19 protein-coding genes are annotated in these 21955 nt (G+C 71.6%); 9 read left to right on the forward strand and 10 right to left on the reverse strand.

Going from position 1 to position 21955, the window contains the following annotated elements:
* Positions 1–16 precede the first annotated feature (16 nt).
* The 4 genes from QFZ82_RS23310 (at position 17) to QFZ82_RS23325 (ending at position 5652) form a co-directional block, all read left to right on the forward strand.
* The gene (locus tag QFZ82_RS23310) at positions 17–1573 is read left to right on the forward strand and encodes an MFS transporter (RefSeq protein WP_307715001.1); all 1557 of its coding nucleotides are present in this window, start codon (positions 17–19) and stop codon (positions 1571–1573) included.
* 184 nt (positions 1574–1757) lie between these two features.
* Complete coding sequence (locus tag QFZ82_RS23315) at positions 1758–2519, forward strand: DeoR/GlpR family DNA-binding transcription regulator (RefSeq protein ID WP_307715002.1); 762 nt, start codon at positions 1758–1760, stop codon at positions 2517–2519.
* Positions 2516–3469: a 1-phosphofructokinase gene (gene pfkB, locus QFZ82_RS23320; RefSeq protein ID WP_307715003.1), complete on the forward strand. Its 954-nt coding sequence runs from the start codon at positions 2516–2518 to the stop codon at positions 3467–3469. Before QFZ82_RS23315 ends, pfkB begins: the two co-directional genes overlap by 4 nt.
* Positions 3466–5652, forward strand: coding sequence for a fructose-specific PTS transporter subunit EIIC (locus tag QFZ82_RS23325; protein WP_307715004.1), 2187 nt, complete (start codon positions 3466–3468; stop codon positions 5650–5652). Before pfkB ends, QFZ82_RS23325 begins: the two co-directional genes overlap by 4 nt.
* Positions 5653–5661: 9 nt before the next feature.
* On the opposite strand, the gene QFZ82_RS23330 is transcribed toward QFZ82_RS23325, so the two are convergent.
* The 3 genes from QFZ82_RS23330 to QFZ82_RS23340 form a co-directional block, all read right to left on the reverse strand.
* The gene (locus tag QFZ82_RS23330) at positions 5662–6447 is read right to left on the reverse strand and encodes a DUF6227 family protein (RefSeq protein WP_307715005.1); all 786 of its coding nucleotides are present in this window, start codon (positions 6445–6447) and stop codon (positions 5662–5664) included.
* 152 nt (positions 6448–6599) lie between these two features.
* On the reverse strand, positions 6600–7670 hold the full coding sequence (locus QFZ82_RS23335) for a P1 family peptidase (protein WP_307715006.1): 1071 nt from the start codon (positions 7668–7670) through the stop codon (positions 6600–6602).
* Positions 7671–7688: 18 nt separating this feature from the next.
* Positions 7689–8903 (reverse strand): low temperature requirement protein A, encoded by a 1215-nt coding sequence (locus QFZ82_RS23340; protein WP_307717814.1) that lies wholly within the window; start codon positions 8901–8903, stop codon positions 7689–7691.
* 367 nt (positions 8904–9270) lie between these two features.
* Between QFZ82_RS23340 and QFZ82_RS23345 the strand changes: the two genes are divergently transcribed.
* Together QFZ82_RS23345 and QFZ82_RS23350 are read left to right on the forward strand one after the other, a co-directional pair.
* Positions 9271–9615 (forward strand): hypothetical protein, encoded by a 345-nt coding sequence (locus QFZ82_RS23345; protein ID WP_307715007.1) that lies wholly within the window; start codon positions 9271–9273, stop codon positions 9613–9615.
* 33 nt (positions 9616–9648) lie between these two features.
* Entirely contained in the window at positions 9649–9855 is a 207-nt protein-coding gene (locus QFZ82_RS23350) for a hypothetical protein (protein ID WP_307715008.1), read from the forward strand.
* A 50-nt stretch (positions 9856–9905) separates the two neighbouring features.
* On the opposite strand, the gene QFZ82_RS23355 is transcribed toward QFZ82_RS23350, so the two are convergent.
* From QFZ82_RS23355 to QFZ82_RS23380, 6 genes are all read right to left on the reverse strand, one after another.
* Entirely contained in the window at positions 9906–10403 is a 498-nt protein-coding gene (locus QFZ82_RS23355) for an MscL family protein (protein WP_307715009.1), read from the reverse strand.
* 135 nt (positions 10404–10538) lie between these two features.
* On the reverse strand, positions 10539–11432 hold the full coding sequence (locus QFZ82_RS23360) for a hypothetical protein (RefSeq protein WP_307715010.1): 894 nt from the start codon (positions 11430–11432) through the stop codon (positions 10539–10541).
* A gap of 143 nt (positions 11433–11575) precedes the next feature.
* On the reverse strand, positions 11576–12475 hold the full coding sequence (locus tag QFZ82_RS23365; protein WP_307715011.1) for an S-methyl-5'-thioadenosine phosphorylase: 900 nt from the start codon (positions 12473–12475) through the stop codon (positions 11576–11578).
* Between the two features lie 81 nt (positions 12476–12556).
* Positions 12557–12886: an FmdB family zinc ribbon protein gene (locus tag QFZ82_RS23370; RefSeq protein ID WP_307715012.1), complete on the reverse strand. Its 330-nt coding sequence runs from the start codon at positions 12884–12886 to the stop codon at positions 12557–12559.
* Positions 12887–12954: 68 nt separating this feature from the next.
* A complete protein-coding gene (locus QFZ82_RS23375; RefSeq protein ID WP_307715013.1) occupies positions 12955–14226 on the reverse strand; it encodes an MFS transporter in 1272 nt (423 codons plus the stop codon).
* A gap of 287 nt (positions 14227–14513) precedes the next feature.
* Complete coding sequence (locus tag QFZ82_RS23380; RefSeq protein WP_307717815.1) at positions 14514–16013, reverse strand: potassium/proton antiporter; 1500 nt, start codon at positions 16011–16013, stop codon at positions 14514–14516.
* Between the two features lie 217 nt (positions 16014–16230).
* On the opposite strand from QFZ82_RS23380, the gene QFZ82_RS23385 reads away from it, so the two are divergent.
* The gene (locus QFZ82_RS23385) at positions 16231–19020 is read left to right on the forward strand and encodes a penicillin acylase family protein (RefSeq protein ID WP_307715014.1); all 2790 of its coding nucleotides are present in this window, start codon (positions 16231–16233) and stop codon (positions 19018–19020) included.
* On the opposite strand, the gene QFZ82_RS23390 is transcribed toward QFZ82_RS23385, so the two are convergent.
* Positions 18986–19603 (reverse strand): 5-formyltetrahydrofolate cyclo-ligase, encoded by a 618-nt coding sequence (locus QFZ82_RS23390; RefSeq protein ID WP_307715015.1) that lies wholly within the window; start codon positions 19601–19603, stop codon positions 18986–18988. The genes QFZ82_RS23385 and QFZ82_RS23390 overlap by 35 nt on opposite strands.
* Positions 19604–19697: 94 nt before the next feature.
* On the opposite strand from QFZ82_RS23390, the gene galU reads away from it, so the two are divergent.
* Both galU and glp read left to right on the forward strand, forming a co-directional pair.
* The gene (galU, locus tag QFZ82_RS23395; protein WP_307715017.1) at positions 19698–20621 is read left to right on the forward strand and encodes a UTP--glucose-1-phosphate uridylyltransferase GalU; all 924 of its coding nucleotides are present in this window, start codon (positions 19698–19700) and stop codon (positions 20619–20621) included.
* Positions 20622–20625: 4 nt separating this feature from the next.
* A complete protein-coding gene (gene glp, locus QFZ82_RS23400) occupies positions 20626–21927 on the forward strand; it encodes a gephyrin-like molybdotransferase Glp (protein ID WP_307715018.1) in 1302 nt (433 codons plus the stop codon).
* Positions 21928–21955: the final 28 nt, after the last annotated feature.

Below are 21955 nucleotides of genomic sequence, written 5' to 3' on the forward strand. Positions count from 1 at the left end.
ACTCCAGAATCCTCGTATGAGTTCACAGCAGCCCGCCGTAACGGGTACGGCATCGGACCGCAGGCGATGGATCGCTCTCGCCATTGTCATGACCGCGGCCTTCATGGACCTGGTCGACGTCACCATCGTCAACATCGCGATCCCCAGCATCGAGCGGGATCTCGGCGCCTCGTTCGGCGCGATCCAGTGGATCACCGCGGGGTACGCGCTCGCCTTCGCCGCCGGTCTGATCACGGGCGGCCGGCTCGGTGACATCTACGGCCGCAAGCGGCTGTTCCTGATCGGCATGACCGGATTCACGATCGCCTCCGCGCTCTGCGGGTTCGCCCCCAACGAGGAGATGCTGGTCGCCTCCCGCCTCCTGCAGGGCACCGCGGCGGCCATGATGGTGCCGCAGGTCCTCGCGATCGTGCACGTCACCTTCCCGGCGCACGAACGCGGCAAGGTCTTCGGCCTGTTCGGCGCGGTCGTGGGCCTCGGGGCGGTCTCCGGGCCGCTGCTCGGCGCGCTGCTGACCCAGTGGAACCTCTTCGGCCTCGAATGGCGCCCGATCTTCCTGATCAACCTTCCGGTCGGCATCGCCGGTCTGATCCTGGGACGGAAGTTCATCACCGAGTCCCGTGCCCCGAAGGCGCTCCGGCTCGACCTCGTGGGCGTCGCCCTGGTCACCCTCGGCCTGCTGATGCTGATCTACCCGCTCACCCGCGGCCGCGAGCTGGACTGGCCGCTGTGGGGCCACCTGTGCATGGCGGCCAGCCCGTTGGTGTTCGCCGTGTTCGTGGCGTACGAGAAGTACAAGACCCGCAAGGACGGCTCCCCGCTGGTCGAGCTGTCGCTCTTCAAGGTGAAGAGCTTCGCCGCGGGCATCGCCGTGCAGCTGACGTTCGGTGTCGTGCTGGGCATCTTCTTCCTGGTCTGGACGCTGTACATGCAGATCGGGCTCGGCTGGAGCCCGCTGAAGGCCGGTCTGACCGGCGTGCCGTTCTCGATCGCCGTCTCGGCGGCGGCAGGGATGTCGGTGCAGCTGCTGGTGCCGCGCTTCGGGCGGAAGGTGCTGCAGGCGGGCGCGGTGACGATGGCCGCCGGCCTGCTGATCTACATCTGGGAGGCCGACCGGTACGGCACGGCGATCGCCCCCTGGCAGATGATCCTGCCCCTGGTCGTCATGGGCGCCGGGATGGGCTTGATCGTCGCGCCGCTCACGGACGCGGTGCTCTCGGAGGTGCCGCGCGAGCACGCGGGTTCGGCGTCCGGCCTGATCAACACGACCGCCCAGATGGGCAACGCGCTCGGCCTCGGCCTGGTGTCGGTGGTCTTCTTCGGCACGATCGACGAGGAGAGGCCGGCGCCGGGCGCGGCGGGCAGGGTGTTCGCCGAGGCCTTCCAGCACTCGCTGTGGTGGGTGGCGGCGGTGCTCGGCGCGATCTTCCTGGTGATGTTCGCGCTGCCGGCGCGGCCGAAGCAGCACCTGGAGGCGGGCGCGGCGGACGACGCCCCGGAGCCGGCCGGGAAGACGGCCGAGCAGGTGGAGGGTGCGCAGGAAGGCGAGCCGGAGCCGGTGCTCGCGCGCTGAGACCACCCGGCGCTCCCCGAACGAAGCCGGTGCCCCGATGCCCGCGCCACGACGTCGTGGCGCGGGCATCGGCCTGTCCGGATGTCATCCAGTTCGAATGCCCGAGTCTGTTTACTTTGGCGAAATCCGGGCGTAGCCTCATGGTGAAACCACAGGTTCGGGCATGGATCGGATGTAGAACCACATGTACGCAGCGGAGCGCCAGCAGGAGATCCTGCGGCTCGCCCGGGACGGCGGACGCGTCGACGTCCTGTCGCTCGCCGAGTCGTTCCAGGTGACCGCCGAGACCATCCGGCGCGACCTCAAGTCCCTGGACCGCGCCGGGCTGGTGCGGAGGGTGCACGGAGGTGCCATCCCGGCCGGGCGGCTGGACTTCGAGCCCGACCTCGCCGAGCGCGAGTCCACCGCCGCCGACGAGAAGGACCGCATCGCCCAGGCCGCCCTGGGAGAACTGCCCGAGGAGGGCAGCGTGATCCTCGACGCCGGATCCACCGTCGGCCGCCTCGCCTCGGCGTTCCCCCTGGACCGCTCGCTCACCGTCGTGACCCACGCCCTGCCCGTCGCCGCGCGTCTCGCCGACCACCCCGGCATCGACCTCCACCTGGTCGGCGGCCGCGTACGGCACCGTACGCGCGCCGCCGTCGACGCCTGGGCCCTGCGGGCGTACAGCGAGATCCACGCCGACGTCGTCTTCATCGGCGCGAACGGGTACTCGGCGGACGGCGGCCTGACCACCCCCGACCTGGCCGAGGCCGCCGTCAAGCGCGCCCAGATCGCCGCGGCGCGCCGCGTCGTCCTGCTCGCCGACTCGGCCAAGTACGGACAGGAGCACTTCGCGCGGTTCGGCGACCTCTCGGACGTCGACCTGCTCATCACGGACAGCGGGCTCGCCCCGAAGGACGCCGCGGCCATCGAGGCCGCGGGCACGGAAGTCGTACGCGCATGATTCTGACCGTCACCCCGAACCCGTCGCTGGACCGCACCTACGAGGTCCCGTCGCTGGACCGCGGCGAGGTGCTGCGCGCCACCGGCGAACGGATGGACCCGGGCGGCAAGGGCGTCAACGTGTCGCGGGCCGTCGCCGCGGCCGGGCACCGCACGGTCGCGGTCATGCCGCTCGGCGGAGCGCCCGGCGCGCTCGTCGCCGACCTGCTCGTGGGCCAGGGCATCGACGTCGTGTCCGTGCCGGTGATCGGGCACACCCGCTCGAACATCTCCGTGGCCGAACCGGACGGCACGCTCACCAAGATCAACGCCCCCGGTCCCGAGCTGAGCCCCGTCGAGTCGGCGCTGCTGCTCGCCGCGGTCCGGGAGCACTCCGAGTCCGCGGACTGGATCGCCTGCTGCGGCAGCCTGCCGCGCGGTCTCGGCCCCGACTGGTACGCCGAACTGGTCGTCCGTGCGCACGCCGCGGGCACGCGCGTCGCCCTCGACACGTCGGGGCCGTCGCTGATGGCGGCGCTGCCCGTGCGTCCCGACGTCGTCAAGCCGAACGCCGACGAACTCGCCGCGGCCGTGGGCCGCCCGCTGCTGACCGTCGGCGAAGCGGTCAAAGCGGCGGAGGAGCTGCTCGCGCTCGGCGCGCGCTCGGTGCTCGCCAGCCTGGGCGCCGACGGCCAGTTGCTCGTCTGCGAGGCGGGCACGTACTTCGGCTCGGCGGCCGTGAGCGCCGTGCGCAGCAACGTCGGCGCGGGGGACGCCTCCCTCGCCGGATTCCTCGCCGCAGGCGGGGAGGGCCGGGGCGCACTGGCGGCGGCGGTCGCCCACGGCGCGGCGGCGGTGCAGCTGCCGGGCAGCGTGATGCCCGCCCCCGCCGACCTCGACCCGTCCGCGGTCACCGTGACCGCGGACATCCCCCTGGACCGAGTCCTCACCGAACAAGGGAGCCCGCGATGAGCGACATGATCACCGCGGACCTGGTCGACCTCGACCTGGCCGCGACGACGAAGGAAGCGGCGGCCCGTTCGCTGGCCTCACGGATGAGGGAGCTCGGCCGGATCACCGACCTGGACGGCTTCCTCGCCGACGTGGCGGCGCGCGAGGCGCAGATGCCGACCGGCCTGGACGGCGGCATCGGCATCCCGCACTGCCGCAGCGAGCACGTCACCGAGCCGACGCTGGCCTTCGGCCGCAGCGCGGCGGGCATCGACTTCGGTGCGCCGGACGGGCCGGCGGACCTGATCTTCCTGATAGCGGCACCGGCGGGCGCGGACGACGCCCACCTGACGATCCTGTCGTCGCTGGCCCGCCGCCTGATGGACGAGTCCTTCACCGGCGCGCTGCGCACGTCGACGGACCGGTCGGCAACGGCGTCCCTGATCCGCGGCGACGCACCGTCGTCGGCAGAGGCGCCGGTCGCGGGAGAGGCCGGCGCCGCACCGTCGTCGGACGATGGCGCGGCCGCGGCTTCGGCCGCGGGCCCGTCAGACTCGGGCCCGGACGCGTCCGATGCCGGTACGAGCGGCGCGGGGGCGCCGGCGAGCACGGCGACGACGGCCCCGCAGAGCGGCGACGCCGCCGGACCGGGCGCGGGCACGGGGCGGACGGACGCCGCCGGCGCCACCGCCCCGGACGACGGTGCGGCCGCCGGCTCCGCGCCGCGCGGCCCGTTCCGTGTCGTTGCCGTCACCTCCTGTCCCACCGGCATCGCCCACACCTACATGGCGGCCGAGGCCCTGGAGAAGGCCGGCGGTGCCGCCGGTGTCGAGGTCGTCGTCGAGACGCAGGGCTCAGCCGGGTTCGCCCGGCTCGACCCCGCCGTCATCGACGCCGCCGACGGCGTGATCTTCGCGCACGACGTGCCCGTACGGGACAAGGAGCGCTTCGCCGGCAAGCCCACCGTGGACGTCGGCGTCAAGGCCGGCATCAGCCGGGCCGCCGAGCTGATCGCCGAGGTGCGCGGCAAGGCCGAGCGCGGCGAGGTCACCGCGGCGGCGCGGACGGCGGCCCCCGTGGACAGGGCGGGCGAACCCGGCGAGGGCTACGGCACCAAGCTCCGCAAGTGGCTCATGTCCGGCGTCAGTTACATGGTGCCGTTCGTCGCGGCGGGCGGTCTGCTCATCGCCCTCGGCTTCGCGATCGGCGGATACGAGATCTCCGACGCCAAGTCCGTTGCCGAGCACTTCGTGTGGGCCGACCACACGAGCTGGGCCGCGCTGCTGTTCCAGGTCGGCGGGCTGGCGTTCAGCTTCCTCGTGCCCGTGCTCGCCGGATACATCGCGTACGGCATGGCCGACCGCCCCGGCCTGGTCCCCGGTTTCGTCGGCGGTGCCATCTCGCTGACCATCAACGCCGGCTTCCTCGGCGGCCTGATCGCCGGTCTGCTCGCGGGCTTCACGGTCATGACCATCCAACGCCTCAAGGTGCCCAAGCCACTGCGCGGCATCATGCCGGTGGTCGTGATCCCGCTGATCTCCTCGATCGTGGTCGGTTTCCTGATGTTCCTCGTCGTCGGCAAGCCCGTCGCCGAGCTGCAGCAGGCGCTGACCGACTGGCTGTCCGGCCTGTCCGGGGCCAACGCCATCCTCCTTGGCGTCCTGCTCGGTCTGATGATGTGCTTCGACCTCGGCGGCCCGCTCAACAAGGTCGCGTACGCCTTCGCGGTCGGCGGACTCGCCAACCCGACCGAGGGCTCGCTCAAGGTCATGGCCGCGGTGATGGCCGCGGGCATGGTGCCGCCGCTCGCCATGGCGCTGGCGACGGTCGTGCGCGGCCGGTTGTTCACGAAGACCGAGCGGGAGAACGGCAAGGCAGCCTGGGTGCTGGGCGCCTCGTTCATCACCGAGGGCGCCATTCCGTTCGCCGCGGCCGACCCGCTGCGGGTCATCCCCTCCGCGATGGTGGGCGGCGCGGTCACCGGCGCACTGTCGATGCTCTTCGAGTGCACGCTGCGCGCCCCGCACGGCGGCATCTTCGTCGTGCCGCTGATCGGGAACCCGTTCCTCTACCTGCTCGCCATAGCCGCGGGAACGCTCGTCAGCACGGGCCTGGTGCTCCTGCTCAAGGGCGCACGCAAGCCGGATCAGGCCGCCGCTTCCGCCGAGGCGGCGTCGGCGGAGAAGGTGTCCGTCGCCGCCTGAGCCGGGCCGCTACCGCACCCGCGCGCGAAGCTCCATCGCTTCGCGCGCGGCGTGCTCCGCCTCGTAGACCTCGCACATGTGGCGGCCGTCGGGCGTCGCCGTGTGCTCGACCTCCCACAGGCTCGTCTCCGTGCCGTCCAGCAGCAGGAACGCGTGTTCGTACAGCGTGAAACCGGCGTCCTTGCCCGCCACCCGGAACTGCCGTCCGAAGACCTGCGTGATGTGGTGCGCGAACGCCGCCCGCAACCGACGCGCGGTCTCCTCGCCGGGCCGGTTCTCGTTCTCCGCGCGGCGCAGCACGCGGCGGGCGTGGTCGGCCGAGTCGTCGGGGACGTACATCGGCGGCGGCGGCGCCGGGGGCGGCGTCATCAGCGAGGCCAGGAGCTCCAGGTCGGTGTCCAGACAGAAGCCGGGACCGGGGGCGTCCGCGGCGAACCCGGGGAAGCCGGCCGGGAGGCGGGACGCGGCGAGCCGGGCCTCGGACTCGTCCGCGTAGAGCTCGTGCTGCTCCGTGTCACGGGCGCCGTCGCGCCCCGTGCCGCCGTCATTGCTGTTGCTGTGGACGAGCTCCCACAGGGTGAGGGAACTGCCGTCGCCGAGCAGGTACGTGTGGCGATAGGTCGCCCGGTGCAGCCCCGCCTCGTGGTGGGAGGAGTGCAGCGAACTGGCATGGGTCAGTGCCGATCCGAGCCGCTCGACCGTCGCGTCGGGCAGATCGAAGGAGTTGAGCGCCCGACCCAGGAGTCGCTCGAGGTGCGTCTCGGTTGTCTCGTACGGATCGATCGGATCGTTCAAGAGGGGTCTCCAGGCCGTCGCCACACGTCACTTGCTGATTGCTAAACGTAGCGCTTGGGTCTGACAACGCGTTCAGGGTTCCAGTAAAACGAAGGGCCGGGCGGCCGGAGTTCCCGTTTCGCACGGACGTTCCCAACTGGCCACGGGTGACATCATTCGGTGCCGTACAGCTCCCGGTACGAGGGGAAGACACCGCCGGGTCCGTCGACGCCGTCGGCCACCCGCACGGCCCTCACGATCGCCCGGGTCACCATGTCCGCTCCCGCGGCGAGGACGTCGTTGAGGGCGAGCGGGTCGGCCTTGTCCAGTCGCTTCGCGCCTGTGGCCAGGGCGAACACGGTGTCGCCGTCGTTGAGCAGGTGCACCGGCCGTACGGCGCGCGCGATGCCGTCGTGCGAGGTGCCGGCGAGCTTGTGGGCCTGGGCGCGGGTCAGGTCGGCGTCGGTGGCGACGACGGCGAGGGTGGTGTTCAGCGGCGCCGGCCCGTTCTTCTCGCGCACCTCGGCCAGCCGCGACTGGGCCGCCGCGTGCACGGCGGGCTCCGGTTCGTTGGTGCGTTCGGTGCCGTACGCGCCGTACAGTGCGCCCGTGCGCGGGTCGACCGCCGAGCCGACCGCGTTGGCGACGACCAGCGCCGCCACGGTGATTCCCGACTCCAGGACGCAACTCGCGGTCCCGACACCGCCTTTGAACCGGCCGATCACCGCACCCGTGCCCGCGCCCACCGCTCCCTCGGCGACCGGGGCGCCTTCCGCGCTCGCCGCCGCGGCCTCCACGGCGGCCCGTCCGGTCGAGGCGTCCGGCCGGGCGTGCCAGTCGCCGCCGCGGCCGAGGTCGAAGACGCACGCGGCCGGCACGACGGGAACGACCTGAGAGGGGTCCGGCCCCACCCGTACGCCCCGGCCCTGCTCCTCCAGCCACGCCATCACTCCGGCCGCGGACTCGAGCCCGAAGGCGCTGCCGCCCGTCAGCACGACGGCCTCGATGCGCTGGACGAGGTTGCGCGGATCCAGGGCGTCCGTCTCCCTGGTGCCGGGCCCGCCGCCGCGTACGTCCACGGCGGCGACCACGCCACCTGCCGGCGCGAGCACGACGGTGGTGCCGCTGAGCGCGCGCTCGCCCGGTACCTGCGCATGCCCGACGCGCAGACCGGCCACATCCGTCAGTCCGCCGCTGCCCGGGCCGGGGCCGGCCCCCGGTCCCGTGAGTTCGTCGACGCCCATGGCTCCCACCGTAGTTGGTCAACCGGCGGTCGCGGGATGCGGTGGGCGGGCAGCCAGCGTCACGCCGACCGCCACCGTCGCCGCCGCGGCCAGCCCGGCGGCGAACACCGCCCAGTGGCCCGCGAACGTGCACGCCAGGATCACCAGCGCGCCGGCCGGCAGCAGCAGCTGCTGCGCCACGCCACGCTTGAAGTAGCGGGCGTGCAGCAGCCACACCGTCATGAAGAACGTCGCGGCGGGGATGGTCACCGCCGCCGACGCGGCGGTGACCGACACGTGCGCCTTGCCGACCGTCTCCTCCACCGCGACCTCCAGCCCCGCGCCGACCGCGGCTGCCGAGGCGAAGATCATCAGGTGGCCGTAACCCCAGGGGATGGCCTGGCGGTTGGACCCCAGCCGCTCGTGCGCCGGGACGGCGAAGTAGATCCACCACGCGGAGAAGACGGTCAGCAGCCCGCCCGCGGCGATGGGCAGCAGCTCGCCGAGGGCGTCGTTCTCGTCGAGCGCGGACTGGACGGCCGTGGTGGCCGCGTGCATGGTCTCGCCGAGCACGATGAGCGTGAACAGCCCGTACCGCTCCACGATGTGATGCGGATGCCAGGCCGTCTGGTGATTGCGCTCCGCGATCACGGGGACGAGCAGCTCGCCCATCGCGACGATCAGGAACAGCCAGCGCCGCGAGCCCTCCGGAGCCGACAGCAGCGCGACCCACGCGGCCTGGCAGAGCATGAGCCCCACCGCGTACTGCACAGCGGTGCGCCGGGCGGGGCCGGAGGGCTCGGAGGCGGCAGCGCGCAGCCACTGGGCGGTCAGCGCCACGCGCATCACCAGATAGCCGACGACGGCGACGGTCCAGTCGTTGTCGACGAAGGCGCGCGGCACGCCCGCCGCGTAGACCAGGACACCGGAGATCTGCACGAGGGTGGCGATCCGGTACGGCACGTCGTCGCAGTCGTAGGCGGAGGCGAACCAGGTGAAGTTCATCCACGCCCACCAGACGCCGAAGAACACGTACAGGTAACCGACGACTCCCGTCGCCGCGTGGTTCTCGGCGACGGCGTGCACCAGTTGGAGCCCGGCCTGGGCGACGGCGACGACGAAGCACAGGTCGAAGAAGAGCTCCAGCGGGGTCGCGGTGCGGTGGCCCTCCTCCCGGCTGCGGGCCGTCATCCGCCGCAGCGGCCTGGTGTGATGGTGGTGAGCGGACCCGTTGTCCGGAGCAGGTGTGGACATCATGGGCAAAGCACAGCAGAACGGTCCGCTCGCTGATGGCCGGACGCGCGCGCCCGCCGATCCGGTCATTCCGTCATCTGTTGAGGCCCCCACTCACCCCCCTGTCCACCAAAACGGGCTCATCTGCGCAAACCGCCCTAGCGTGGCTTCGTGACCGAGCCGCCAGATGCCCCCGCCGTACCGGCGAAGCCGTCGGTGCCCCCGTCCGAGCCGCCGCCCGTGCCGCCGGTGCCTCCCGCACCGCCCTGGCGCGGCGACGGCGCCGGGCAGCCGCGCTCCGCTGCCGGCGGTTCGCCGAGACGTCACCCGAGCGCGCCGCGCTGCTCGACTGCCCCGGGGCGACGACCGCGGGCACGGGGGAGAAGCCATGAGCGAGGCGAATCAGGGAGCAGGCTCGCCGGACCTGAACCATGCGGGAGACTCGCCGCACGCGAATGATCCGCCCGGCGCGGCTGACGGCTCTTCCGGGACCGGTCCCGCCGGCCGGGCCGATGCGTCCGGCCCGTCCAGGCCGCCCGGCCCGCCCGCGCGGCTCGCGCCGGCGAGCACCGTCGTCGTGGGGCAGCTGTGGGGCCTGAGCGTGGTCGTCAACGAGTGGATGAAGAACGAGTGGATGAAGGGGGAGACGGGCACCGCCTGGGGTGTGGGCCTCCTGGCCCTGTCGTACGTCGTGGTCCTCGCGCTCTGGTCGCTGGACCCCGGAGACCGTTGACCGCAGGGGCCCCGGCCGCCTTACCCTGGAGGTATGAGCACCGCCCCCGCCCCCGGACCGCGAGATGCGAAGAAGCCCGGCCGGCAGCACTCCAAGCCGGAGCTGATCTTCGACGATCCGATGGACCAGCAATCCTCGGACGATACGGACCGCGGGTGGGGTGAGCGGCCTCAGGTCAGCGGTGACAGCGCCGCCGATCTCGCGCGCTTCCTCGACGAGAAGCCGCCCCACCACATCTGAGCCCTCGGGGCTCGCGGTTCCTGCCGTGTGGCTCGCGGTTCCCGCGGTGTCTAGCCGCGGTCGCCGGGTGCCGTAGCCCCCGCCGGGCCCCCGGTGTCCCCACCGCGCTGGGCGACAAGAGCGTCGCGGATCTCCATCAGGACCTCCAGCTCCGTCACCTCCAGCGTCTCGTGCACGCCTTCCTTCGCCTTGCGCTGCGCCTCGCGGCGTGCGAGGTACTTCGCCATGGGCAGCACCATCAGGAAGTACACGACGGCCGCGGTGATCAGGAACTGCAGGGTGGCGCCGAGCACCGATCCCCACATGATCTGGATGCCCTGCATCTCGCCGTCGACGACCTGGCAGGGGGCCTTCAGGCAGGAGCTGTAGGAGTCCAGGTTCTTCGTGCCGAACGCTCCGACGAGCGGGTTGATCACGCCCTTCACCACAGCGTTGACGATGTTGGTGAACGCGGCACCGATGACGACGGCGACCGCGAGGTCGATCACATTGCCACGCATCAGGAAGGCCTTGAAGCCTTCGAGCAGGCTCGGCTTCTTCTCGCTCACGAATGAGCCTCTTTTCACATGTGCGGTCGAGGGGGACAGTTGCGCAACTTACGGCAGCCCCCGGCTGTCCTGTCCAATCCGCACTCGCCGACAGGCGACCTGGCGACACGTCGGTACGAGTCGGCGTATCGAGCGTCAGCACACCGTCACCGCCAGTCGGGACGTCGCCCCGGCTCCGGCCAGCGTGGCGGCGGTGGTCCGTGGAACGGACAGTACGATCAACGCGCCGCCGCCGACGGGGTCCTCGCCCGCTCGCGGGATCGCGGCAACCCGGACTCCGGAGGCCACGATCTTCGCCGGCGAGGCCGCACCCGGCGGCGCATCGGCGGCTGCGATCACATCGACCCGGTCTCCCGGCCGCAGCAGCCGGACCGTCGCCGCGTCGGCGATCCGCACGGGAGCCGACACCAGAACGTCACCAGGACGGCTCTCACGCGCCGGAGCAGCGGCCGCCAAGGCCCCCGTGCCCGGGCTCGCTTGGCCATGCGGCCCCGACCCGCCGCCCGGATCGTCCGGGCCACGCGCGCCCGAAGCGGCCAGCGCCGCGGCCGTCACCGCCAGCCCGGCGGCCATCGCACGCCGCTGCCTGCGCAGCGCCCGCCGCAGCCGACGGCTGCCACCGCGCACCCGCAGCGGCGCGAACTGCGGCACACCCAGGGGCTCCGGAGCCGGTGACGACGCCATGGAGAATCCCGCCGGGACGGTGAACCGGTCGGCCGCCGGGAGGATGAACGGAACGGTCGGCGGAGCGGTCACCGGACCCGACGGGCCGGCCGGCGAGTCCGGTGACGCGTCCGGTGAAGGCGGCGCGGACGACACCCGCGCCGAGGCGGCGGAAGTGGCCGACGGCGTCGCGGAGCCGGCGAGGGAGTCGGGACCGGAAGTGTCGTCTGCGTCGGTGAGCGAGCCGGGAGCGGAGGCGGAGCCGGGGGAGGAGGAACCGGGACCGGAAGAGGAGTCCAGGTCGGTGAGCGAGCCGGGACCGGAGGAGGAAGAGGAGCCGGGACCGGAAGAGGAGTACAGCGACATGCCGAGCACCGCCTGTCATGAGGCATGGACCGGGCCTGCTGCCCGTGTCCGACCGCTCCTCACGATCCACTTTCCGGCCCCACCCCGCCGAAGCCTGTGGACAGCCCCCGGCTTGTGGACAACTCGGCAACCCCTGAGGGTGATTACGGCAGTTCGATGCCCGGATCGACCCCCGCCAGCGCGTTCCCGCACGTGCAGTTGCGGTCTTCGTTCGCCGGCAGCGCGGCCACCGCGTCGAACAGCACGGTCCGCAGCCGGTCCACATTGGCGGCGAACACCTTCAGGACCTCTTCGTGGGAGACGCCCTCGCCCGCTTCCGCCCCCGCGTCCAGGTCCGTGACGAGGGTCATCGACGTGTAGCAGAGCTCCAGCTCACGGGCCAGCACCGCCTCGGGGTGCCCGGTCATGCCGACCACCGACCAGCCCATCGCGGCGTGCCAGCGCGATTCGGCACGGGTCGAGAAGCGCGGCCCCTCGACGACCACCAGCGTGCCGCCGTCCACCGGCTCCCAGTCGCGTGCGCGCGCCGCCTCCAGGGCCGCCTTGCGCCCCCGCGGGCAGTACGGGTCGGCGGGCGAGACGTGCACGACGTTCGGCACCTCACCGGACGGCAGGGGCAGCCCGTCGAAGTACGTCTGGGCCCGGGACTTCGTGCGGTCCACGAACTGGTCGGGCACGAGCAGGATGCCCGGGCCGTACTCCGGCCGCAGGCCGCCCACGGCGCACGGTCCGAGCACCTGGCGCACGCCCACCGACCGCAGCGCCCAGAGGTTGGCCCGGTAGTTGATGCGGTGCGGCGGCAGGTGGTGGCCGCGTCCGTGGCGGGGCAGGAAGGCCACCTTGCGGCCGGCGATCTCGCCGAGGAACAGCGAGTCGCTGGGAGCGCCGTAGGGGGTGTCGACCTGGATCTCGGTGACGTCGTCCAGGAAGGAGTAGAAGCCGGAGCCGCCGATCACGCCGATCTCGGCGCGGGCGGAGCCGGAGCCGTCAGGAGAACCGGAACCGCTGTCGGAGCCTGCGTTCGGGTGCGCGTTGGTCGCCATGGCGATCACAGTAGCCGGACGCGGAAACGCCAAGAACCCCACCGTGGCCACTGCCACGGCGGGGTCCGCGCATCGTGAGGATCAGGCGGCGGAGCCGGAGGCGCTCGAGGCGCTCGTCGAGGAGGACGAAGCGGAGCTCGACGACGAGGTCGTGGTCGAGGACGACTTGGACTCGGACGACTTCGACTCGGACGACTTCGAGCTCGACGAGGCAGGCGAGCTGCTCGACGACGAGCCACGGCTGTCGTTGCGGTAGAAGCCGGAGCCCTTGAAGACGATGCCGACCGCCGAGAACACCTTCTTGAGGCGTCCGTCGCAGCTCGGGCATACGGTCAGGGCGTCATCGGTGAACTTCTGCACCGCCTCGAGGCCCTCGCCGCATTCGGTGCACTGGTACTGGTAGGTCGGCACTTGTCTTCCTCCTGGCACTCTCACTCGATGAGTGCTAACGACGATCCATAGTGACGTATTCCGCTGGATCAGTCCACCGTCACCGGCACTCGGTGACCGATCCCACGTGCGGCCACCCGCCCGCCCGCCGTCGGCGCGAGGCGCGACCGCAGTGCCAGCAGGGTGGCCAGCGCCAGTCCCGTGGCCACGAGCGGGACGACGAATCCGGCGCTCGCGCCGTAGCCGTCGGCAAGCCGTCCGGCCACTGTCACGGCCGCCGCCTGCCCGAGCGCCACCGCGCCCGTCAGCCAGGTGAAGGCCTCGGTGCGGGCGGACGCGGGCACCAGCGACTCGACCAGCGTGTAGCCGCTGATCAGGGCCGGTGCGATGAACAGGCCGACGACCAGGCCGAGCGTGCCGAGCAGGGCCACGGAGTGCACCGTCCACAGGAGGGACGCGGCGACCGTGAGCGCCGCGTAGCCGACGACGAGCCGGCGGCGCGGTCCGCTCTTCCAGGCGACGGCTCCCACGGTGATGCCGGCCAGCATGTTGCCCGCGGCGAAGAGACCGTAGAGCAGACCGTTCATGCCCGGCTGCCCGATCTCCTCGGTGAAGGCGGTCAGCGAGACCTGCATGCCGCCGAAGACCGCGCCGATGCCCAGGAACGCGACGGCGAGCACCCGCACGCCGGGTACGGAGAGCGCGGACGTGCGCTCCGCACGTATCTCGGCGCTCTGGTGGCCGTGAGCAGGCTGGGTGCGGCGCTGGGCCGCGAACAGCAGGCCGCCCGCCAGCGTGAGCGCCGCCTCGGCGATCAGGCCGGCGGCGGGGTGCACGCCCGTGCACAGGGCGGTGGCGAGGACCGGGCCGACCACGAAGGTGAACTCGTCCGTCACCGACTCGAAGGCGGCGGCGGTCTGCATCAGGGGCGAGCCCTGGAGCCGGGCGGCCCAGCGGGCCCGCACCATCGGTCCGATCTGCGGCACCGACGCGCCGGTGGGCACCGCGGCGGCGAACAGGGCCCACAGCGGAGCACCCGCGAGGGCCAGTGCCGTCAGCGAGACGACGGAGACGGTGTGCACCAGGACCCCGGGCAGCAGGACCGCGCGCTGGCCGAAGCGGTCGGCGAGCTTTCCGCTCTGCGGGGCGAACAGCGCCATGGAGACGCCGGTGACGGCGGCGACGGCACCGGCGGTGCCGTAGGAACCGGTCGTGTGCTGGACGAGCAGGACGATGCCGATCGTGAGCATCGCGAAGGGCTGCCGTGCAGCGAAACCGGGGAGCAGGAACGTCCAGACTCCGGGGGTGCGGAGCAGCTGTCCGTAACCAGGACGCCTGCCAGAAGCGACCGTGGACGCCACGGCCCCTTGCCTTTCTGCCGCCTGGTAGCGCTCCCCTGGGTGTCGGGAGCCGCCGAGAGCTGTCCTCTTGCGCGGAACTGCGGTAGATACCGGGGTCCGCTCGGGGGACGCCGCGGCCGCCATACGGTCGCGCCAGCTCTGCGTCAGGCAGAGTTGGTCGATCAGTGTGCCTTCATGGTACAGGGATTCCTGCCATGACCACCTGGGAAATGGCAGAGATCACCCTGTCTATTCCTGGGTTTGAACAGCTCCTGGCCGCGAAAGGCTGCGCAGTCGACGGTCCACCGTCACCTGGAGCCGCCTCCGGTGCCCAGCCAGCCGGCCAGCTTTCCGCCCTGGCTGACGGCCCTGAGCCGCCGCTCCGCGGCGTCCCTGACCGGATCGGTGGCCACGACCAGCAGCTCGTCGCCGTGCCGCAGCACGGTCGACGGCAGCGGCACGAAGGTCTTGCCCTCGCGCACGACGAGGGTGACCGCCGAGCCGGAGGGCAGCCGCAGCTCGGCGACCTCCACGCCGTGGATCTTGGAGCTGTCCGGGATGGCCACCGACAGCAGATGCCCGCGCAGCCGCTCCAGCGGGGCCGACTCGACGCCGAGATCGGCGGCCTCGGAGGGGTCGCCGAGCCGCAGTGCCCTCGCCAGCCACGGCAGCGTCGGGCCCTGGACCAGGGTGTAGACGACGACCAGCACGAAGACGATGTTGAAGATCCGGTCGTTGCCCTCGACGCCGGAGACCATGGGGATCGTCGCGAAAATGATGGGCACGGCGCCGCGGAGGCCGGCCCAGGACATCAGCACCTGCTCCTGCCACGGGATGCGGAACGGCATGAGGCTGACGAGGACTCCCACCGGGCGGGCGAGCACCGTCAGCATCAGGCCGACCACCACCGCGGGCCAGAAGTCCCGCAGCAGCTCGTGCGGCGTCACGAGCAGTCCCAGCAGAACGAACATGCCGATCTGCGCGATCCAGCCGAGGCCCTCGGCGAAGCCGCGGTTCGCGGGCGCGTGGGGCAGCTTGGAGTTGCCGAGGATCATGGAAGCGAGATAGACGGCGAGGAAGCCGCTGCCATGCGCCATGGCGCCGGCCGCGTAGGCGACCACGGCGATGGCCATGACGGCGATGGGGTACAGGCCGGACGCGGGCAGTGCGACGTGTCGCAGCCCGAAAGCGCCGAGCCAGCCGACGGCCAGTCCGACGAGCGCGCCGATCGCCAGTTCCAGCGCGATCTTCCCGACGAGGGTGTACCAGTGGTCGATCGGGCCGGCCGAGGAGAAGGCCACGACCAGAATGACGACCGGGGCGTCGTTGAAGCCGGACTCGGCTTCCAGGGCGCCTGTCACCCGGGCCGGAAGCGGCACCTTGCGCAGGACGGAGAAGACCGCCGCCGCGTCCGTGGAGGACACGACCGCTCCGATGATCAGCGCCTGTCGCCATTCCAGGCCGACGAGGTAGTGAGCGGCCGTGGCCGTGATGCCCACGCTCACCGCGACGCCGACCGTCGACAGCGCAGCGGCCGCGGGCAGCGCGGGTTTGATCTCCTTCCACTTGGTGCCGAGGCCACCTTCGGCCAGGATCACCACAAGTGCGGCATAACCGATCACCTGCGTCAGTTCGGCGTCGTCGAAGTGGACGTCGAGCAGGCCGTCCTGGCCAATCGCGATCCCGATCCCGAGATACAGCAACAGGCTGGGCAGCCCGCTGCGGGACGAGATGCGCACCGCCGCGACGGCGATGAGCAGGACGAGCGAGCAGATGAGCAGGAGTTCGTTGAGCTGGTGGACAGTCAGTGGCCGATCCTTCCCCTCGCGCCCTCATGCCGGGATCTTCGTACCGGCGGCGACACTTCGTTACCTTACCTAATCTTTAACGTTTCCTTGATGGCGCGATGATCTGTTTGTCCGACTGCGAGGACGGCCTTGTGGATACCGCGTCTGGGCCGGTGGGGCGCTGCGCCTAGAGTTGCCTCAGCATTCCCAGGACCACCCTGCCCCTCGAAGGACAGCGATGCCCGCCAACACAACCGCCTCTTCCCCCAAGAAGAAGAAGGGGCGACGCGCCCGACTGCTCGTGCTCGTCCTGGTGCTGGCGCTCGTCGCGGGTGTCGGTTACGGGGCCTACTGGAGCGTCAGCACGGTTCGCGCCTCGTTCCCCACCACCAACGGCACGATCGAACTCGCGGGCCTCGGCGGCCAGGTCGAGGTCAAGCGCGACGACAACGGCATTCCGCAGATCTATGCGGACAGCGACGAGGACCTGTTCCGCGCCCAGGGCTTCGTCCAGGCGCAGGACCGCTTCTGGGAGATGGACGTCCGCCGGCACATGACGGCAGGCCGGCTCTCCGAGATGTTCGGTTCGGGGCAGGTCGAGACGGACGCCTTCCTGCGCACGCTCGGCTGGCGCAGGGTGGCACAGCAGGAGTACGACACCAAGCTCTCGCCCGAGACGAAGAAGTACCTCCAGGCGTACGCGGACGGTGTCAACGCGTACCTCAAGGGCCGCTCGGCCGAGGAGCTGTCTGTCGAGTACGCGGCCCTGGCCTTCACCAACGACTACAAGCCCGAGCCGTGGACGCCGGTCGACTCCGTGGCCTGGCTCAAGGCGATGGCCTGGGACCTGCGCGGCAACATGCAGGAGGAGATCGACCGCTCGCTGCTCACCAGCCGGCTCAGCGAGAAGCAGATCCGCGACCTGTACCCGCCGTACCCCTACGACCGCAACGAGCCGATAGTGCGGCGGGGCGGGATCGACCCGGCCACCGGCAAGTACGACCCCGCCGCCAAGCCCTCCGGCTCGGCGGGCGACGCTGCGGCGGGCAGCGGTTCCGACGGGAGCGGTGCAGCGCTCGGCGGCGCGGGCAGCGCGGCCGGAACCGGCCAGGGGCTGAACTCCCAGCTGGGCGCGCTCTCCGACACGCTCGACGCGATCCCCGCACTGCTCGGCCCCAGCGGCAACGGCATCGGCTCCAACTCCTGGGTCGTCTCCGGGGCCTATACGACGACCGGCAAGCCCCTGCTGGCCAATGACCCGCACCTCGCGCCTCAGCTGCCGTCCCTCTGGTACCAGATGGGCCTGCACTGCCGCACGGTCTCCGAGCGGTGTTCCTTCGACGTCGCCGGCTACACCTTCTCCGGCATGCCGGGCGTGATAATCGGCCACAACCAGGACATCGCCTGGGGCTTCACCAACCTCGGCGCCGACGTGACCGACCTCTACCTGGAGAAGCTCAGCGGGGACAACTATCTCGCCGGCGGCCGGGAGAAGAAGCTGACCACCCGCACGGAGGTCATCAAGGTCGCCGGCGGCGCCGACAAGACGATCAGGGTCCGTTCCACGGAGCACGGCCCGCTGGTCTCCGACCGCAGCGACGAACTGGCGAAGGTCGGCGAGCGGGCTCCGGTGTCCAACGCCGCACCCGACCGCGGCACCGGTTACGCGGTCTCCCTGCAGTGGACGGCCCTGCAGCCCGGCAAGTCGATGGACGCCGTCTTCGAGCTCAACCAGGCCAAGGACTTCACGTCCTTCCGCCGCGCCGCCCGCGACTTCGAGGTGCCCTCGCAGAACCTGGTCTACGCCGACACCAAGGGCAACATCGGCTACCAGGCCCCGGGCAAGATCCCGCTGCGCGCCGAGGGCGACGGCACGACGCCCGCGCCCGGCTGGGACCCGAAGTACAAGTGGGACGGCTACATCGCCTTCGACGAGCTGCCCTACGAGTACAACCCGGACCGCGGATACATCGTCACCGCGAACCAGGCGGTCGTCGACGCGAAGAAGTACCCGTACCTGATCACCGAGGACTACGGCTACGGCGCCCGGAGCCAGCGGATCAACGATCTCATCGAGTCGAAGATCCGGGGCGGCGGCAAGGTCTCCACCGAAGACATGCGCACCATGCAGATGGACAACAGCAGCGAGATCGCCAAGCTGCTGACGCCTTACCTGCTGAAGATCGACGTCTCCGACCCGTACGTCCGCGAGGCGCAGAAGCTGCTGGAGGGCTGGGACTACACCCAGGAACCGGACTCCGGTGCCGCCGCGTACTTCAACGCCGTATGGCGCAACGTGCTCAAGCTGGCGTTCGGCAACAAGCTCCCCAAGGAGCTCCGGGTCGAGGGCGAGTGCCTGAACGTGCGGCCCGCCGACAGCACCGCGCCGGACGACGACCTGACCGAGCGGGTGCGCGAATGCGGCCAGCGGGACGGCGACTCCGCGCAGCCCGACGGCGGCGACCGCTGGTACGAGGTGGTGCGCCGGCTGCTCAAGGAGGAGGACAACGAGTGGTGGCGCACGCCGGAGACGCGTACGGACGAGGCGACCGACACCCGTGACGGGCTCCTCGCCCGCGCCATGGAGGACGCCCGCTGGGAGCTGACCGCGGAGCTCGGCAAGGACGCCTCCAGCTGGACCTGGGGCCGACTGCACCAGCTGACGCTGAGGAACCAGACGCTGGGCACCGAGGGACCGGGCTTCCTGCAGTTCGTGCTCAACCGGGGCCCGTGGAACCTGGGCGGCGGCGAGGCCGCGGTCAACGCCACCGGCTGGAACGCGGCAGGCGGCTACGGCGTCGTGTGGGCCCCGTCGATGCGGATGGTCGTCACCGTCGGCGAGTGGGACAAGTCCCGCTGGATCAATCTGACCGGGGCGTCGGGCCACGCGTACAGCGCCCACTACACCGACCAGACCGACAAGTGGGCCGAGGGCGAGCTGCTCGACTGGGTCTACGGCGCCCAGGCGGTGGACGCCGCGACCGTCGACACGCTCAAGCTCGTCCCGCCGGGCGGGCAGGCCCAGTGAAGCGGCGCACCCCCTGAGGCGTGACCACGGCGTGGACGGGGTGGTCGTGCGGTTCCACCGGGACCCGCGCGACCACCTCGTTCGCGTAGAGGAGCACGACGAGGGCGGGGTCGGCGTCGGCCGCGGTGAGCCGGGCCAGTACGCGGTCGTACGAGCCGCCGCCGCGGCCCAGCCGCATGCCCTCGGCGTCGACGGCGAGCCCTGGCAGCAGCACGGCGTCGGCGCCGACGACGGCCGAAGGGCCCAGCCGCTCGCCGTCCGGCTCCAGCAGACCGCGTCCGGCGGGCACCAGGTGTCCGGGGCCGCGGTAGACGCCCCAGTCGAGGTCGTTGTCCGGAAGGAGGACCGGAAGCAGGACCCTCGTGCCGCGCGCGAGCAGGGCGTCGAGCAGCGCACGCGTGCCGGGCTCGCGCCCGACGGAGACGTATGCGGCGACGGTGCCGGCCTGGGCCAGCTCGGGCAGCAGCAGAGCATGCCGGGCGAGAGCGGCCGCCGCCTCGCTCGCGTCGTCGGCGGACAGAAGTCGTCGCGCCCCGAGGAGTTCGGCGCGAAGCACGGTCTTTCCGGACATTTCGTTGCCCATTGGTCGCCTGTAAACCTCTCGTATGCGCCTCTATGAGGATGAAGTTAACCGGAGCATCATCTTCCGCCCATATTCAGCGGATATGGTGCTCCGCATGACTCAGTCGCACTCCAGGATCAGCAAGGCTGTCATCCCCGCCGCAGGCCTCGGCACCCGGTTCCTGCCTGCCACGAAAGCCACTCCCAAAGAGATGCTGCCTGTGGTCGACAAGCCCGCGATCCAGTACGTCGTCGAGGAGGCGGTCTCGGCCGGCCTCTCCGACGTCCTGATGATCACGGGTCGCAACAAGCGTCCCCTCGAGGACCACTTCGACCGCAACTATGAGCTGGAGGAGGCGCTCTCCCGCAAGGGCGACGCCGGACGCCTCGCGCGGGTTCAGGAGTCGAGCGACCTCGCCACCATGCACTACGTGCGCCAGGGCGACCCGCGCGGGCTCGGTCACGCCGTCCTGTGCGCCGAGCCGCACGTCGGGGACCAGGCGTTCGCCGTCCTCCTCGGCGACGACCTGATCGACCCGCGCGACCCGCTGCTCGCGCGCATGATCGAGATCCAGGAGCGCGAGGGCGGCAGCGTCGTCGCGCTGATGGAGGTCGACCCGGCGCAGATCCACATGTACGGCTGCGCCGCGGTGAAGCCCACCGGTGACAGCGACGTCGTGAAGATCACGGACCTGGTCGAGAAGCCCGACCCCGCCGAGGCCCCCAGCAATCTCGCGATCATCGGCCGTTACGTCCTCGACCCCGCGATCTTCGGGATACTGCGTGAGACCGAGCCGGGCCGCGGCGGCGAGATCCAGCTCACCGACGGCATCCAGAAGCTCGCCGAGGCCGAGCTGTCCGTGGACGAGGCGGGACGCTCCGGCGGCCCGGTGCACGGGGTGATCTTCAAGGGCCGCCGCTATGACACAGGCGACCGTGGCGACTATCTGCGTGCCATTGTCAGACTCGCGTGCGAACGTGAAGACCTGGGCCCGGAGTTCCGGGACTGGCTTCGCAGTTTTGTGACCGAGGAGATGTAGGACCGTGAGCAGCACGATCTGGTCGGTTGACGACCACCTGGAGGACATCCTCGCCGCGATCCGGCCGCTCGACCCGATCGAGCTCCAGCTGCCGGACGCGCAGGGCTGTGTCCTGGTCGAGGACGTCACCGTCCCGGTCGCGCTGCCCCCCTTCGACAACAGCTCCATGGACGGCTACGCGGTCCGGGTCGCCGATGTGGCGGGTGCGAGCGAGGAGTTCCCCGCCGTGCTCACCGTCATCGGCGACGTGGCGGCCGGCAGCGGCGAGCTTCCCACCGTCGGCCCCGGCCAGGCCGCGCGCATCATGACCGGCGCGCCCCTGCCGCCCGGAGCCGAGGCCGTCGTCCCCGTCGAGTGGACCGACGGCGGCGCCGGAGGCGGGGCCGCGAGCACAATGCGCCCGGCCGGTGAGGCCCCCGAGGGCGCGAGCGGCGAGGTCCGGGTGCACCGGCCCGCCCAGGAGGGCGCCCATGTGCGGGCCTGCGGCAGCGATGTGCAGGCGGGCGATCTCGCGCTCGCCGCGGGCACGGTGCTCGGCCCGCCGCAGATCGGTCTGCTCGCCGCGATCGGCCGCGGCACGGTGCGGGTGCGGCCCCGCCCGCGCGTGGTCGTCCTGTCGACCGGCAGCGAACTGGTCCAGCCCGGCGAGAAGTTGGCCGAGGGGCAGATCTACGACTCCAACAGCTTCGCCCTGGCGGCCGCCGCCCGTGACGCCGGCGCGATCTCCTACCGGGTCGGCGCGGTCACCGACGACGCCGAGACGCTGCGCGCCACCATCGAGGACCAGCTGATCCGCGCCGACCTGCTGGTGACCACGGGCGGTGTGAGCGTCGGCGCGTACGACGTGGTCAAGGAGGCGCTCGCCTCGGTCGGCGACGAGGACGTGCCCGGCAGCGGGATCGACTTCCGCAAGCTCGCGATGCAGCCGGGCAAGCCGCAGGGCTTCGGTTCCATCGGCCGCGACCACACGCCTCTGCTGGCCCTGCCCGGCAATCCGGTGTCCAGCTACGTGTCCTTCGAGCTGTTCGTCCGGCCCGCGATCCGCACACTGATGGGCATGCCGGACGTGCACCGCCCGAAGGCCAGAGCCGCACTCAAGGCGGACAAGGCGCTGTCGTCCCCGGCCGGCAAGCGACAGTTCCTGCGGGGGACGTACGACGCCGGAGCGGGCAGCGTCACCCCGGTCGGGGGCTCCGGCTCCCACCTGATCGCGGCCCTCGCGCAGGCCGACTGCCTGATCGTCGTCCCGGAGACCGACACCTCCGTGGAGCCCGGCGCCGAGGTCGACGTGGTCCTCCTGGGGTGAGAGGCGCTGCGTGGCGGTAGCGTGTCTG

It is taken from the genome of Streptomyces sp. V4I23 (assembly GCF_030817975.1).
Classification (GTDB): Bacteria; Actinomycetota; Actinomycetes; order Streptomycetales; family Streptomycetaceae; genus Streptomyces.

Bases quoted from the DNA above. Each gene is read 5' to 3' on its own strand.
- galU (WP_307715017.1), top strand. From the start codon at position 19,698: ATGACTCAGTCGCACTCCAGGATCAGCAAGGCTGTCATCCCCGCCGCA.
- QFZ82_RS23385 (WP_307715014.1), top strand. From the start codon at position 16,231: ATGCCCGCCAACACAACCGCCTCTTCCCCCAAGAAGAAGAAGGGGCGA.
- QFZ82_RS23325 (WP_307715004.1), top strand. From the start codon at position 3,466: ATGAGCGACATGATCACCGCGGACCTGGTCGACCTCGACCTGGCCGCG.
- QFZ82_RS23315 (WP_307715002.1), top strand. From the start codon at position 1,758: ATGTACGCAGCGGAGCGCCAGCAGGAGATCCTGCGGCTCGCCCGGGAC.
- pfkB (WP_307715003.1), top strand. From the start codon at position 2,516: ATGATTCTGACCGTCACCCCGAACCCGTCGCTGGACCGCACCTACGAG.
- QFZ82_RS23310 (WP_307715001.1), top strand. From the start codon at position 17: ATGAGTTCACAGCAGCCCGCCGTAACGGGTACGGCATCGGACCGCAGG.
- QFZ82_RS23340 (WP_307717814.1), bottom strand. From the start codon at position 8,903: ATGTCCACACCTGCTCCGGACAACGGGTCCGCTCACCACCATCACACC.
- QFZ82_RS23360 (WP_307715010.1), bottom strand. From the start codon at position 11,432: ATGTCGCTGTACTCCTCTTCCGGTCCCGGCTCCTCTTCCTCCTCCGGT.
- QFZ82_RS23365 (WP_307715011.1), bottom strand. From the start codon at position 12,475: ATGGCGACCAACGCGCACCCGAACGCAGGCTCCGACAGCGGTTCCGGT.
- QFZ82_RS23390 (WP_307715015.1), bottom strand. From the start codon at position 19,603: ATGGGCAACGAAATGTCCGGAAAGACCGTGCTTCGCGCCGAACTCCTC.
- QFZ82_RS23350 (WP_307715008.1), top strand. From the start codon at position 9,649: ATGAGCACCGCCCCCGCCCCCGGACCGCGAGATGCGAAGAAGCCCGGC.
- QFZ82_RS23345 (WP_307715007.1), top strand. From the start codon at position 9,271: ATGAGCGAGGCGAATCAGGGAGCAGGCTCGCCGGACCTGAACCATGCG.
- QFZ82_RS23335 (WP_307715006.1), bottom strand. From the start codon at position 7,670: ATGGGCGTCGACGAACTCACGGGACCGGGGGCCGGCCCCGGCCCGGGC.